The sequence below is a fragment of the Candidatus Sulfotelmatobacter sp. genome (assembly GCA_035498555.1).
GTDB lineage: Bacteria > Eisenbacteria > RBG-16-71-46 > RBG-16-71-46 > RBG-16-71-46 > DATKAB01.
On sequence record DATKAB010000173.1, the window covers coordinates 20,254 to 33,228 of the forward strand.

Annotated in this window: 9 protein-coding genes; 5 read left to right on the forward strand and 4 right to left on the reverse strand. The window is 71.4% G+C overall.

What is annotated here, in order from left to right:
* The first annotated feature begins 4 nt into the window (after positions 1–4).
* From VMJ70_13780 to VMJ70_13800, 5 genes are read left to right on the forward strand one after another with little or no spacing between them, the layout of a single operon-like run.
* Positions 5–1,090, forward strand: a complete 1,086-nt coding sequence (locus tag VMJ70_13780) for an FHA domain-containing protein (protein ID HTO92194.1) — start codon at positions 5–7, stop codon at positions 1,088–1,090.
* Positions 1,091–1,094: 4 nt separating this feature from the next.
* A complete protein-coding gene (locus VMJ70_13785) occupies positions 1,095–2,777 on the forward strand; it encodes an FHA domain-containing protein (protein ID HTO92195.1) in 1,683 nt (560 codons plus the stop codon).
* A complete protein-coding gene (locus VMJ70_13790; GenBank protein ID HTO92196.1) occupies positions 2,771–4,078 on the forward strand; it encodes an FHA domain-containing protein in 1,308 nt (435 codons plus the stop codon). The genes VMJ70_13785 and VMJ70_13790 overlap by 7 nt, the downstream gene beginning before the upstream one ends.
* Before the next feature lie 28 nt (positions 4,079–4,106).
* Positions 4,107–5,216: a Stp1/IreP family PP2C-type Ser/Thr phosphatase gene (locus VMJ70_13795; GenBank protein ID HTO92197.1), complete on the forward strand. Its 1,110-nt coding sequence runs from the start codon at positions 4,107–4,109 to the stop codon at positions 5,214–5,216.
* Complete coding sequence (locus tag VMJ70_13800; GenBank protein HTO92198.1) at positions 5,207–7,348, forward strand: serine/threonine-protein kinase; 2,142 nt, start codon at positions 5,207–5,209, stop codon at positions 7,346–7,348. The genes VMJ70_13795 and VMJ70_13800 overlap by 10 nt, the downstream gene beginning before the upstream one ends.
* A gap of 14 nt (positions 7,349–7,362) precedes the next feature.
* Here VMJ70_13800 and VMJ70_13805 read toward each other — a convergent pair whose 3' ends face one another.
* The 4 genes from VMJ70_13805 to VMJ70_13820 form a co-directional block, all read right to left on the reverse strand.
* Positions 7,363–8,721: a S8 family serine peptidase gene (locus VMJ70_13805; protein HTO92199.1), complete on the reverse strand. Its 1,359-nt coding sequence runs from the start codon at positions 8,719–8,721 to the stop codon at positions 7,363–7,365.
* 99 nt (positions 8,722–8,820) lie between these two features.
* The gene (locus tag VMJ70_13810; protein ID HTO92200.1) at positions 8,821–11,511 is read right to left on the reverse strand and encodes a CHAT domain-containing protein; all 2,691 of its coding nucleotides are present in this window, start codon (positions 11,509–11,511) and stop codon (positions 8,821–8,823) included.
* Between the two features lie 22 nt (positions 11,512–11,533).
* Positions 11,534–12,145: a hypothetical protein gene (locus VMJ70_13815; protein HTO92201.1), complete on the reverse strand. Its 612-nt coding sequence runs from the start codon at positions 12,143–12,145 to the stop codon at positions 11,534–11,536.
* A complete protein-coding gene (locus tag VMJ70_13820) occupies positions 12,135–12,854 on the reverse strand; it encodes a sigma-70 family RNA polymerase sigma factor (GenBank protein ID HTO92202.1) in 720 nt (239 codons plus the stop codon). Before VMJ70_13820 ends, VMJ70_13815 begins: the two co-directional genes overlap by 11 nt.
* Positions 12,855–12,975: the final 121 nt, after the last annotated feature.

Sequence of the window (12,975 nt, forward strand, 5' to 3'; positions counted from 1 at the left end):
CGAGATGTTTCGGAAGAAGATCATCAAGCGTTGCGCGCAGGGCCACGAGATGGAGCTCACGTGGAAGCGTTGCCCGCGGTGCACCGGGCGGCGCCCACTTCAGGTCGAGGCGCGTGACGTCGTGGATCAGACCATCATCGCTGCTCCCGAGGTCGAGCCGGTGGACGCGACGCGCATCGTGACTCCGAGCGTGGTGCGCTCGCGGCCCGGGCAGGCGGCGCAGATGAGTCCCTCGGCGCCGCCGCCGCCGCCACCTCCGCCCCAACCGCCGCCCGCGCCGGTTCATCCGTCGTGGGCCGGCCCGCCGGCCTCGGCATCCGCGCCGCCATCGCCGCCACCGCCGCCCCAACCGCCGCCCGCACCCGCTCATCCGCCGTGGGCCGGGCCGTCGGCATCGCCGCCGGCGCCCGCGGCCCCGCCTGCACCGCCCGCACCCGCTCATCCGTCGTGGGCCGGGCCGCCGGCATCGCCGCCTGCGCCCGCGACTCCGCCGGCACCGACCGCGCCGGCTCATCCGTCGTGGGCCGGGCCGCCGGCATCGCCCTCGCGGCCGGTGCCGCCTTCATTGGCCGCGCCCGCGTCTCTCCCGCCCCCGCCGCCCGCCGAATCCCCGGCAGCGTTCTTCTCGGCCTCACCCGAAATCGAGCCACCCGCGCCGCCGCCGCCCGCCGAATCCCCGGCGGCGTTCTTCTCGGCCTCGCCCGAAATCGAGCCACCCCAGCCCCCGCCGCCACCGCTCGCGGCGCCGGAGCTCTCGCGCGAACTTTCAGTGCGCTCTCGCGCCAAGCTCGAGTGCGTCGGCGGCCCGCTCAAGGGGCGCATGTTCATGCTGGCGGCCGGCGTTTACCGGCTGGGCAAGGCGCCGCGCGACCTGCCGGATTCCAAGGCGATCGTGATCGCCGGCGATCGGTTCGTCTCCAAGGATCACGCCGTGATCCTGGTCGAGCCGAACGAGATCGTGCTCACCGATCCCGGTTCCACCAACGGCTGCTTCGTGAACGGCGAGAAGGTGACACGCACGGCGCTCGAGAGCGGTGACGAGGTGCGGCTCGGCGAATCGGTGTTCCGATTCACGAAGCTCGCCAGCTGATTCGATGCCCACGTTCCGCGTGCGCGTCGAAGGGGCGGCTCCCTGGGACGTCGAGCTGACTCGCAACGAAATGACGATTGGCCGCTCGCCCGATTGCGACATCTCCATCGACGGCGACGGCGTCTCGCGCGAGCACGCCGTGCTGCGCGTCCAATCCGGGAAGCTCACGATCGAGGACCTGGACAGCCGCAACGGCACGTTCGTCAACGGGGAACGGATCGAGCGCCGCGGACTTCGCCCCGGGGATCGCGTGCGACTGGGCCCCTCGGTCGAGCTCGAGCTGGTCGAGCCGAAGCGCGGCGCGTCGAAGCGCCCGGCGCCGAGCCGCGAGAAGCGAGGCGGCGGCGACGGCCTGCTGTTCCGATCGGAGTGGGCGCTGGTTTCCACCGAGCGCGGCCGGCGCCGCGCGCTGCCGATTCGCGCGCGGGTGGTGACGGTGGGCCGCAAGGGCAGCGCCAACCTCGCGCTCGAAGACGAAAGCGTTTCGCGCATGCACGCGCGGCTCGATCGCGAAGGGAGCCGGCTGTTCGTCACCGATCTCAAGAGCCGCAACGGCACGCGGGTCAACGAGGAGCCGGCGTTGCGTGCCGAGCTGAACGAGGGCGACGAGGTGAGCTTCGGCGATCTGGCCTTCGAGGTGCGCCACCATCGCGCCTTCGCCTGGGATCGGATCGCGATCGGAGTCGGCGCGCTCGTCGCCCTGGTCGCGATCAGCTTCGGCGTCCTCAAGCTGAACGAAGCGCTCACCGAGCGCGCCACCGTGGCCGAAGCGCGGCCGAGGCTTCGGCGACAGGCCATGCAGAATATCGAGCGCGGCATCGACGCCTATCGCAAGGGCGACGTCGACTTCGCGCGCGGATATCTGTTGAACGCCGCGAACATGCTGCTGTATCTCGATCTCGCGCCGCGCGGCGCTTCGTTGACCAAGCCCGCCGACGTGTTCCGCACCATCGCCCCCGAGCTGCCGTCGGACGATCAGGGGTTCGATTTCGCGCAGGCCTTCAGCGAAGCGGCGCCGGCCGGGCTCGAGAACCTTCCGAATCGCGATTACGTCACCCGACGGGTGCGCGCCATCGCCATCGAGCTGGGACTCGACCAGGACGTCCCGAGCGGCTTCGCCGACCAGGTGTGGACTTTTGTCGATCGCTTCTCCAGCAATCCGCGCTCGTTCCAGCCGATCCTCGACCGCGCGCCGCGCATTCAGCCCGTGATCCGTTCGGCGGTGGCCGACGCCCGGCTTCCGGAAGTGTTCTGCTTCGTCGCGTGGAACGAGAGCGCGCTCGATCCGCAGGCGCGCAGCGCCGCAGGAGCGCGCGGTCTGTGGCAGCTGATGCCCGCCACCGCGCGCGAGCTGGGTTTGCGCGTCGACAACCTGGTGGATGAGCGCGTCGACGTCGACCGCTCGACGCAGGCCGCTACCCGCATGATCGCCAACCTGCTCCGCGTGTTCGGGCGCGAGCAGTTCATGTGCGCTCTGGCCTCGTACAATCAGGGGCCGGGCGCGGTGCGCAACGCGATGATGAAGATCCGCGATCCGATGATGGAAGCCTCGAAGAAGTACTGGTACCTGGTGGAGAACGGACTGATCCCGCGCGAGACCAGCGAGTACGTGGCCAAGATCTTCGCCAACATGATCATCGCCGAGAACCCCGAGCGCTTCGGCTTCAAGAGACCCGCGGCGTGGTGAGGCGGCTCGCGAGCCCGGTGCCGTTCCTCGCGGCATTGCTGCTGGTCGGCGCTGCACCGGCGGCCGCACAGTCGCGGCTTGGCTACGTGTCGGTGGACCGCGTGCGCGTGTCGGGCGGCGGCCGGGTCCAGAGCTGGATCTCGGTGCTCGACCCCGACGGCATCCCGGTGGCGGGGCTCGACGCCTCGGCCTTCGCTCCGACCTGGGACGGCCGAACGCCCGACGAGCTCACCGCCATTCCGGTCGCAGTCCGCGACCCCGAGCTCCGGCTCACCGTGCTGATGGACCCCGGGCTGGTTCGCGATCTGGGCGGCGGCGTGCGCGGCATGCTCGAGATCCTCGCCGGCCGCGCCGGGCCGAACGATCGCATCCGCGTCGCCACCGTCGGCTCGAACGGCCGCGGCGCCTCCTCGCCGCTCGCGAAGGCCGGAGACCTCGCGGACCGGCTCCAGTCCGAGAACGCGGCCGGTCCGACCACGCTCTACGACGACCTGTTCCGCGAGGTGCGGGCGCTGGCGCGCCTGCCGCGCGGCCGGGCGGGAGCGGTGCTGCTGGTCACCCGGGGCGTCGAGAGCGGCAGCCGCCACGCCGTGCCCGAGGTGCTCGCGATCTCGGGCGCCTACGAGCAGCACGTCCCGGTGCTGGTGCTGCTGCTGGACTCGGGCGGCGCGACCGAATCCGAGCGGCTCGCGGCGCTGGCGCAGCGCTCGGGCGGCAGCTTCGACAAGCTCGATGGGTTGGACAAGGTGATCGAGGCGGCTCAGCGAGCCGTCCAGCGCCTGCGCGGCGCGTATGTGATCGGCTTCCGCGATCCGCGCTGGGACGGCAAGGCCGAGCGCCACGTGCTGGAGATGGCGGTGTCGGTGGGAGGGGAGCAGCGCCGGTTCAGTGCCGACGTCGTCACCTCGGAGGTCCTGGCGAGGGCCTGGTGGCAGGGGCCCCTGCCGCTGGTGATACTGGGTGTGGTAATTCTGCTCGCCTTGAGTGCCGCGCCGCTGGTCTGGCGCCGCCCGCTGATCCGGCTGGTGGTGCTGAACGGCGAGGAAAAGGGATGTTCGTACGAGCTCTACGCCACGCCGGTGACGCTGGGGGCCGCGGTGGGAAACGATCTCACCTTTCCCGCCGGCCGCGTATCGCGGAATCACGCGGTGTTCGAGAGACGCGGATCCGGCGTGGAACTGGTGGACCTCAATTCGGAGAATGGCACGTTCGTGAACGGAGATCGCGTCTCGCGCCGCCGATTGTCGCGAGGGGATCGCGTCAGCCTGGGCGGCGCGGTCGAGCTCGAGGTGCGCGGATGAACCGCAGCTCGTATCCGGCGGAGCGGCCATGACGCTCGAAATCCGCGCGGCCACCGATCTCGGCATGAAACGCACCCAGAACGAGGATTCGCATGGGTGCTGGGTTCCCGAGTCCGACACCGAGCGAGCCCAGCGAGGGTTGCTGCTGGTGGTGGCGGACGGCATGGGGGGCTCGCAGGCCGGCGAGGTCGCGAGCCGCCTGGCGGTGCAGACCGTCATTCAGGTCTACCGCGAGGGTGGAGGGGCGAGCCCGCTCGACGATCTCTATCGCGCCGTCGAGGCGGCCAATCACGTGGTGCACGCCGAGAGCGTCGCGCACCCGAGCATGAGCGGCATGGGAACCACGTGCACGGCGCTGGTGGTGAAGGGCGCCGACACCTACCTCGCGCACGTCGGCGACAGCCGCGCCTACCTGGCCCAGAACGGCCGCCTGCGGCAGCTCAGCCAGGATCACTCGCTGGTGGCGCAGCTGGTGCGCGATGGTCAGCTCACCGCCGATCAGGCGCGATCCGATCCGCGCCGCAACGTCGTGACGCGCAGCGTGGGGGTGGGCGCCCATGTGGAAATCGACGCGCAACGCTTCGACGGACTGCTGCGCGACGGCGACACGCTGCTGATGTGCAGCGACGGGCTCCACGGGCTGGTCACCGAGGACGAGCTGCTCGACGTGATGAGCTCGAACCGTCTGGAGGACGGCTGCCTGCGCGCGATCGCCCTGGCCAACGCCCGCGGCGGGCACGACAACATCACCATCATCCTGGCGCGCGCGCGTCCCGACTCCGTGCCGCAAGAAGCGCAAGTCGAGGTGGAGACCTCGGGGCGCGCCTCGTCTGCCGAGACCGACCATCATCGCGACGACGTTGAACATACGCGGATCATCACGCCCGCGCGCCGCAGCCGCGAGGACGATGACGACGGCGAAGCAGTCGCGTCGCGTGCGCCCCGCCCGCGCGACCTCGAAGAGGAAGCGTTGCCCTCCCGCCGCCGCACCATGATGTGGCTGGTGATCGCGCTGGTGGTACTGCTGCTCGCGATCGGAGCGGCGGCGCTGGTGCTGATGCAGCTCAACAAGCAGTCCACGACCCTGGGCTGGAACGACGCGGGCCGCGCGCCGGCGGGAGAATCCGCATGGCTATGAAGAAGGATTTCGGCGCGTTCGAGCTGCACGAGAAGATCGGCAGCGGCGGCATGGCCTCGGTCTACCGCGGCGTCCAGAAGTCGCTCGACCGCCGCGTGGTGCTCAAGGTGCTCTACCCGCACCTCGCCGAGGACGAGAAGCTGGTGCAGCGTTTCGAGCGCGAAGCGCGCGCCGCGGCCATGCTGCGCCACGAGAACATCGTGCAGGTGATCGACTGCGGGCGTTACGAGGACGTCTCGTACATCGCCATGGAGTTCGTGGACGGGATGGACCTCAAGAAGTGGATGGAGGCCCACGGTCCACCGCCGATCGAGATGGCGCTGCTGCTGCTGCGCGATCTGTGCGCCGGGCTCGAGCACGCGCATCAGCACCGCATCGTGCATCGGGACATCAAGCCCGCCAACATCATGCTGACCCCCGACGGCACGCTGAAGATCATGGACTTCGGTCTGGCACGCCGCGGCGAGGACTCGACCGCCGTGACGGTGGTGGGTTCGGTTCTGGGTACACCCGCCTACATGTCGCCCGAGCAGGCCACCGGCGAAGCCGTGGACGAGCGCAGCGACATCTTTTCGGCCGGCGTGGTCGGCTACGAGCTGCTCGGTGCCCAGCGACCGTTCAGCGGGGATTCCTATTCGACGGTGTTGCGCGCGGTGCTGACCGTCGAGCCGCCGCGGCTCGAAGAGGTCAATCCGCTGGTGCCGCCGGAGGTGGTCGCGATCATCCACCGCATGCTGCAGAAGGACGTCTCCAAGCGCTATCCGAAGATCTCCCAGGTGCGCGGCGAACTGGAAACCGTGATCGATCAGCTCGGCATGCACCGTGGCCGCGATCTGCTGCGCGAGTACGCGCAGGAGCCCGAGCGCGTCGCCGAAACGCTCAAGAAGAAGCGGCTCTCCCGGCACATGGATCAGGGCCTGTACTTCGAAAACATGGGCCGCGGCAAGATCGACGACGCGATCATGGAGTACCGCCGCGTCGTCTACCTCGACCCCGAGAATCGGCAGGCCCGCGACAAGCTGAAGAAGCTGGAGGCCGAGCGCCGCACGCTCCAGACCCAGCCGGAGGGTCCGCCGGTGGCGGATCCCGGCGTCACCATGGTGATGCCGCCCGAGGCCATTCCGGCTTCGACCAGCGGGCGCGGCGCGGCGCCGCCCGAGAAGCCGCCCGGAGCGCGACCTTCGCCCGCTCGGCCCTCACCCGCGCGTCCCGCGCCCAGGCCGCAGGCCGACAAGGCGGCGGCGACGCGCAATCTGCTGATCGGCGCGGTCGGGGTGCTGCTGGTCCTGATCGCGGTCGTGGTGTTCGTGATCGTGCGCGGCGGCGGCGAGAAGACCGCGGCGAACAACGCTCCGGCCACTCCGACCACTCCGGCCGCGCCACCGCCCGGCGGCCACGCGAGCGAATCCGCGCCCGTGACGCCCGCGCCGCCGCCGGCCGTCGTTTCCACGCCGGCGACGCCCAGTGCCGCGGCGGCCACCGGCTCACTCGAGGTGACCACCGATCCGCCGCAGGCGCGGATCAGCATCAACGGAAAGCTTCAGTCGAAGCGGAGCAACGCCACGCTCGCCGACATTCCGGCGGGAACGGCCTCGGTCAAGGTCGAGAAGGATGGCTACCTGACCCAGGCGCAGAGCGTGGACGTGCCGGTGGCCGGAGTCGGGCACATCAGCTTCAAGCTCGATCCCAATCCCAATCTACCCGGCACGCTCGAGATCAAGGTCACGCCGTTCGCCACCTACTTCATCGACGACCAGCAGGTGGCGGCCAACGTCGCCTCGACCCGCCAGCAGCTGAAGCCCGGCGTGTACACGGTGCGCGCCGTGCACCCGGCTTTCGATCCCAAGGAGTGGAAGAACATCCGCATCGAGCCGGGCAAGACCCTCACTCTGTCATTCGACTTCCTGGCGTCGTCGCAGGTCACGGTGCGCGTCACCTCGGATCCGTGGGGTGAGGTGGTGGTGGACGGTCAGAAGACCGGGAAGTTCACCCCGTGCGAGCTGCAGCTCGCGTCCGGAACGCGCACCATTACGGTGGTGCGGGATGGCTTCGTGGCGGCCGAAGGATCGAAGAGCGTGACGCTCAAGGCGGGTCCGCCGGTGAGCGTGAGCTTCACGCTGAAGAAGAAGTAGTCGAACTCGGCGGCTCAGGGACGCTTGAGCACCGGATCGTCGCCGATCCCCGTTCCAGGACCGGTGAGATGCGCGCCCGAGAAATCCGGAGCGAGCGCGGCCGCCACGTCGAGCATCCCCGCGCCGAGCTTGCCCTGCTGCTCGCAGCTGACCCCGACCAGCGCGTGCGCCGATCCCGCCAGCCGAGCCAGCAAATCCGCGCGACGCCAGCCCGGGTGCTTCTCGAGCAGCAGCGCCGCCGCCCCCGAGACGAACGGCGCCGACATCGAGGTGCCGCTCCACACCCGCCAGGCGTTGCCTGGATAGGCGCTGCGCACGCCGACGCCGGGTGCCGACAGCGCCACGTAATTCGCGATCGAGGTGAAGGGCGCCGGCTGCGAGGAGGCGTCGCTGGCCGCGATCGCCAGCGCGTGCGCGCTCGAAGCCGGGTACTCGTGGGGATTTTCGCCGCCCGAATTTCCGGCCGATGCCACCACCACGATTCCCGCCTCGTCGGCCTGCTCGAGCAGGTGTTCGATGCACGCGCTCGGCTGGAGCATGCCGAGGCTCAGGTTGATGACGCGCGCGCCGTGATCCACGGCCCAGCGGATGCCGGCGGTGACTGCGGCGATGTCGCCGCGCCCGTCGGAGTTGAGCACGCGCACCGGCATGATCCGCGCGCTGGGCGCGGTGAGGATGACCAGTCCGGCGACGTGAGTGCCGTGGCCGTAAGCTTCGTCCACCGCGCCGTCGCCATCGTCGTCCAGTCCGTTGCGCTGATCGGTGGGATTGTTGTCGTAGTCCACGAAGTCCCAGCCCGCGGACAGACGCGGCTGGAGCAGCGGGTGCGTGGGATCCACTCCGGTGTCGACCACCGCGACCAGCACGCCCTGCCCGGCGCTCACGCGGTGCGCGCCCGCGAGGCCCACCGCGACCGCAGCGGGCTGCTCGACGCTGGTCTCGTACGAACCATAGCCATCGTCCGAGGCGTAGCTCTCCTGGCGCGTCTCGGCGGTTTCGATCACGGCGTTCCGCTCGGCGACGATCACTCGCGGATCGGCCGACAGCAACGCCGCCAGCTCGTCGGGAGACTGCCCGGAGCGCGGCTGCATCCGCACGCAGGTGTAATTCGAACCGGGCGCGATCGTGGCGCCGTAGTCGGCGGCGATCTCGTGAATGTCGGCGCCGGCGACCGCCATCACCGCCACGTCGTCGAGATATTCCTCGGTGGTGTTGGGATAGGTCGACGAGGTGCCGGTGTTGGGGCCCGAGCCGGCTTGGGAACGCGGCGCCGTCGGCAAGGAGCGGCTACAGGAGACGATCGAAAGCGCCGCGAGGATCAGCGCGGCGATCAGGCCGGTGCGGACGGGGGCGAGCGGGGGGCGCGGCGTCATGGACTGGATTCTCTCCGAGGCAGCAATCCTACCGCCAAAGATGCATTTCAGATGCATGCAAAGCGAGCTCCGATCCGGATTCCGTAGGGGGAACTTCGGTCAATCCCCCAGTACCTCGGGTCCCCCGAGGCAGACGTAGCCGGCCCAGTCCAACGGATGCAGCCCCTCCCGGCCGGCCTCGGCCTGGATGGCGGCCAGCGCCCGGGCCGGGGGGAGATTTTCGGCAAGCCGCGAGTAGAGGCCGCTCATGAGCCGGAGCGAAGCCTGGTCCCCCACGTCCCATTGCGCGGCCACCACCGCTCGAACGCCCCCCAGCAGCAGGGTGCGGGCGAGCCCAAACCACTCCTCGCCCGGCTGAACCAGCGCCCGCCCGGTCTGACAGGCGGCCAGCACGACGCGGTGAGCGGCGAGACGGACATGCGCGAGGGACTCGGCCGGCAGCCAGCCATCGGCGAGCTGGATCCCCGACCAGTGGGGCGCGTCGGCGCGGTAGACGCCGTGGCCGGCGAAGTGGATCCACGGGGCGCTCGGCATCCGTTCCAGCACGCGAGCGATGGTCGCCTCGCGACCTTCCAGCAGCTCGGCCCCGGGAAAGAGTTCGCGGATCCTTTCGCTTTCTCTGGCCACGTGCTCGAGCTCGCCGGCATCCGCCGCGACTACCAGGGGCGCACCTGTTTGCGGCGTCTCCGGCCGGGAGGCGAGCCCGAGCCGCAGGCCCGGAACCAGCGCGAGCCTGGCCGCTTCGCAGAGCCGCCGGCCGTCCGGGAGCGGCAACGCCGCCCAGGGAACCCGCGTCAGCGGTCCGGCGGGGACGATCGCCAGCGCCTCGGGCAGCTCGCCGAGCGTCTCGAGCGCGGGCCAGAGTGCCAGCGCCGCGAGGCGCTCCAGATCGGCGTCGAGCACGGGATCCTCTCGCCGCGCTCCCGGCGCCCGATAGGCCGCGCTGCGCAGCGCGAACAGCACGCGATGTGCGAGCTGGCTCAGCTTCGATTCGAGCGCGATCGCCGAGCGCCCGGCCACGCGATCGCCGGACACCGTGATCACCCCGAGCCGGTCGTCGGCGAGCAGGAAGTCGAGGAGCGCCGCGCGCGGCGGGATTCCCGCTCGGATGCTGGCCGCCGTGATGCGCTCGGATGGCCGGCGCGACAGGGCGCGCCGCAGCGGGACGGCTTCCGAGGGTGCGCGCCCGTTCGCCGCCGGCGGCAGCGTCGCACGGGCTCCGCGCTCGCGGTCCCGCGCGTAGCGCGAGGCCGCCCACGATCGGACGCGGCGCGCGAGCTGCGATGCGCGGCGCATGTGCACGGCGGGACCGAGCGCCGCGCGGCCTCGCCCGCGCTCGAGCGCTTCCAGCGCCGGAGCGAATCGTCCCTGCTCGAGCTCGAGCGCCGCCAGCGCGCGATGCGGCCAGCCCCACTCGCCCCAGAACGAGGCCCGCCATTGCTCGTCGAGGATGCGCGACGCCAGCTGCTCCGCGGTCGCGGCGGCACGCTCCAGCGCGCGCCGTGCGCGGCGGAGATCGCCGCGCGAGCGCGCCCATGCCGCCTCGGCCGCCAGCGCCAGGTGCTGACGGCGCGGGGAGACGCCAGGAACACGCTGCCGCTTGAGCCGGGCGAGCGCGCGGCCCGCTCCACGCCGGTCGCCGGCGGCGAGCCGCGCGCGCACCACCAGCGCCAGCGCGCACGATTCACGTTCGCGGTCGCGCGCCGCCGAGAAATGGAGCGCCGCGGCCTGCAGCAGCGCCGACGCGGCCAGCGGCTGGCGCTCGCGCCACCACAGCGTCGCGAGCCCGACCAGCGCCTCTCCGGTCCACACCGCGTTGCCCTCGTCGTGGAAGGAGCGCAGCGAGTCGTCCAGCCATTCCGCGGCCGCATGGCGATGCCCGAGGCGGAATCCGGCCAGCGCCGCGAAGGTGGCGGCCTTGGCGCGCTCGTAGCGCAGTCCGATCGCCTCGCAGGCCAAGACCGCGGCGCGCGCTTCCTCGAGCGCTTCGCCGTGGGCGCCCATGCGCAGCAGGATCTCGGCGCGATCGAGCTTCGCCAGCGCCGCGATCGACGGATAGCCGCGAGATCGAGACCGCTCGCCGATCCGGGCGAGGGAATCGAGCGCCGCCTCGTGACGATGCTCCAGGAACTCGAGGTAGGCGAGGTTGTACTCGGCGCGCAGCTGATCGAGCGGCCGATCGTTCTGCTCGGCGGCGTTCCGGGCGGTCTCGTAGTGGCGGCGGGCCGCCGCGCAGTCGCCGAGCAGGGACAGGCAGTTGCCCTCGTTGACCCCCATCTGCGACCACTCGTAGCGGTCGCCGAGCCGATGCAGGGCCGTGCGCGCCTCGCGATAACGCGCCAGCGCGCGCTCGGGGAGATCGAGACGGTGGAGCACATTGGCTTCGTTGTTGAGGAGACGCCCCAGAGAGACGCGATCGCGTGCGGCGGAGAGATGACGGCGCCCGATGCGCGCGACGCGCAGGGCCTCGCGATAGCGGCCGAGGTACAGCAGCGCATCCACCCAGCCGATCGCGCAGCGGCCGCGCTCGCGGCGATTGCCGGCGCGCGCGTAGCAGCGCTCGGCGCGCGCGTAGGCCGACGCCGCCTCGCGCGCGCGGCGCAGCCCGCGCAGCACGTGCCCGCGCAGCCGCCACAGCTCGCCGCGCTCTTCGGGGGACGCGGCGGCTCCCGCGCGCGCGAACTCGCGCTCGAGCAGGCGGAGCGCCCGCTCCGGGCGCTCGCGGCGCACCGATTCGACGCGGCGAATGAGGCGGGCGGCGGGAGTCGGAGCGGAGGAGCTGGCGATCATGGACGAGAGTCTCGTCTCGAGCTCAACATTCGAACGGCGGCGCCCGCAGTTCGCCGGAGGGGCCCATGGCCGACAGTTCGATGCGGCCGCGGGGGACGCCTTCGAAATGAAACGCGCCGTCGGCGTCCGCCCACGAGTCGAAGCGTTCGCCCGCCACCCTCAGCTCGATCCGATGGAGCTGCTCCTCGGGAACCTCGAGTTTCCCGCGCAGCGAGCACTGATCGGCGGATTCGGGCTCGCACTCGATCTCGATCGCGGCGGCGCCGTGAACGAACCGCAGTCTTCGCGCCTCGCCGACCGCGCGCCGCGTCGCGGCGGGCAGCGGGTCGCGCAGTGAGTCGAAGGCCAGCGTGAGCCACGCCGCGGGCCCGGACGTCGAGGCCACGGGGGCGGGCCGCGTGGCGAAGACCTCGATCGCCCGGCGATGAAATGCTTCGGGGACCGCTTCGAGCTGGTCCCCGCGCATGCGCTCCAGCAGAGCGCCCAGGGTTCGCAGGCGCTCGCGACAGCTCGGACAGGGCATGCCGAGATGTTCCTCGGCTGCCCTGCGCGCACTCGCGCCGAGGCGATCCTCGAGCAGATCGACGAGCCGCTCGGTCGAAAGATGGCTGGGACGCCGCCGGTCACTCGGCATGAATGCGGCCCCTCCTTCGTCGGGGTAGGCTGCGAGTCCCGCCCGGCCGCGGGCGCGGCCGGAGTCGGGGAGGTCTCTCTCCCGGAGAGGTGTGCCGGGGTGCGGCGGTGATACTCGGGCCCGGCTCTCGCAGCGCGGCGAACGCGCGCTCCAGCTTCTCGATGCATCGCGCGCGGGTGGGGCCGATCGAGCCCACCGGCATCCCGAGGTCGCGCGAGATTTCGGCGTAGTCGGGCGCCGGCTCTCGGTAATAGAGCGCTTCCAGCAGCGATCGACAGCGCGCCGCGAGCGCGGCGAGCGCCAGTCGGACCAGGGTCTGCTCCTCGAGGGTCTCGAGCTCCACCGGGGCCGGCTCGCGCGGGTCGGCGAGCTCAGGCCGCTCCTCGGGTAACGTGTCTTCGCGCGCCCGCTCGCGCCGGCGCCTGAGTGCCGTGGCCAGCGCGATGCGATCGGTGGTGCTCGAGAGCCAGCGGCACAGGGCGCGGGCGTCCCGCATGCGCGGCAGGCCCCGGACCAGCGCCGCGAACACCTCCTGGAAGACGTCGGCGAGATCCTCGTCGGAGAGCCGGTAGCCGCGCGCTACCGCGTAGACCAGGCGCTCGTAGCGCCGCACCAGTGCGGACCACGCCCGCTGATCGCCCTGAACGCAGCGTGCGACCAGGCGGGCGTCGAGCTCGGGGTCGAGTGCGGGGCGGAGGCCGAATCGCATGGGCGACACAAGTCTAGCCCCGAGCCTCGGCGGGTGTCTCCCCGCGGGGGAATCCTGGCACCAGGTATCAGGCCGGCGGCCGGCCCCACCTCTGATCGTGAATCGGGGTCGCCGACCCGCG

Excerpts from the sequence above, each read along its gene's own strand:
- VMJ70_13795 (HTO92197.1), top strand. The coding sequence starts at position 4,107 with ATGACGCTCGAAATCCGCGCGGCCACCGATCTCGGCATGAAACGCACC.
- VMJ70_13780 (HTO92194.1), top strand. The coding sequence starts at position 5 with ATGTTTCGGAAGAAGATCATCAAGCGTTGCGCGCAGGGCCACGAGATG.
- VMJ70_13820 (HTO92202.1), bottom strand. The coding sequence starts at position 12,854 with ATGCGATTCGGCCTCCGCCCCGCACTCGACCCCGAGCTCGACGCCCGC.
- VMJ70_13785 (HTO92195.1), top strand. The coding sequence starts at position 1,095 with ATGCCCACGTTCCGCGTGCGCGTCGAAGGGGCGGCTCCCTGGGACGTC.
- VMJ70_13815 (HTO92201.1), bottom strand. The coding sequence starts at position 12,145 with ATGCCGAGTGACCGGCGGCGTCCCAGCCATCTTTCGACCGAGCGGCTC.
- VMJ70_13810 (HTO92200.1), bottom strand. The coding sequence starts at position 11,511 with ATGATCGCCAGCTCCTCCGCTCCGACTCCCGCCGCCCGCCTCATTCGC.
- VMJ70_13800 (HTO92198.1), top strand. The coding sequence starts at position 5,207 with ATGGCTATGAAGAAGGATTTCGGCGCGTTCGAGCTGCACGAGAAGATC.
- VMJ70_13805 (HTO92199.1), bottom strand. The coding sequence starts at position 8,721 with ATGACGCCGCGCCCCCCGCTCGCCCCCGTCCGCACCGGCCTGATCGCC.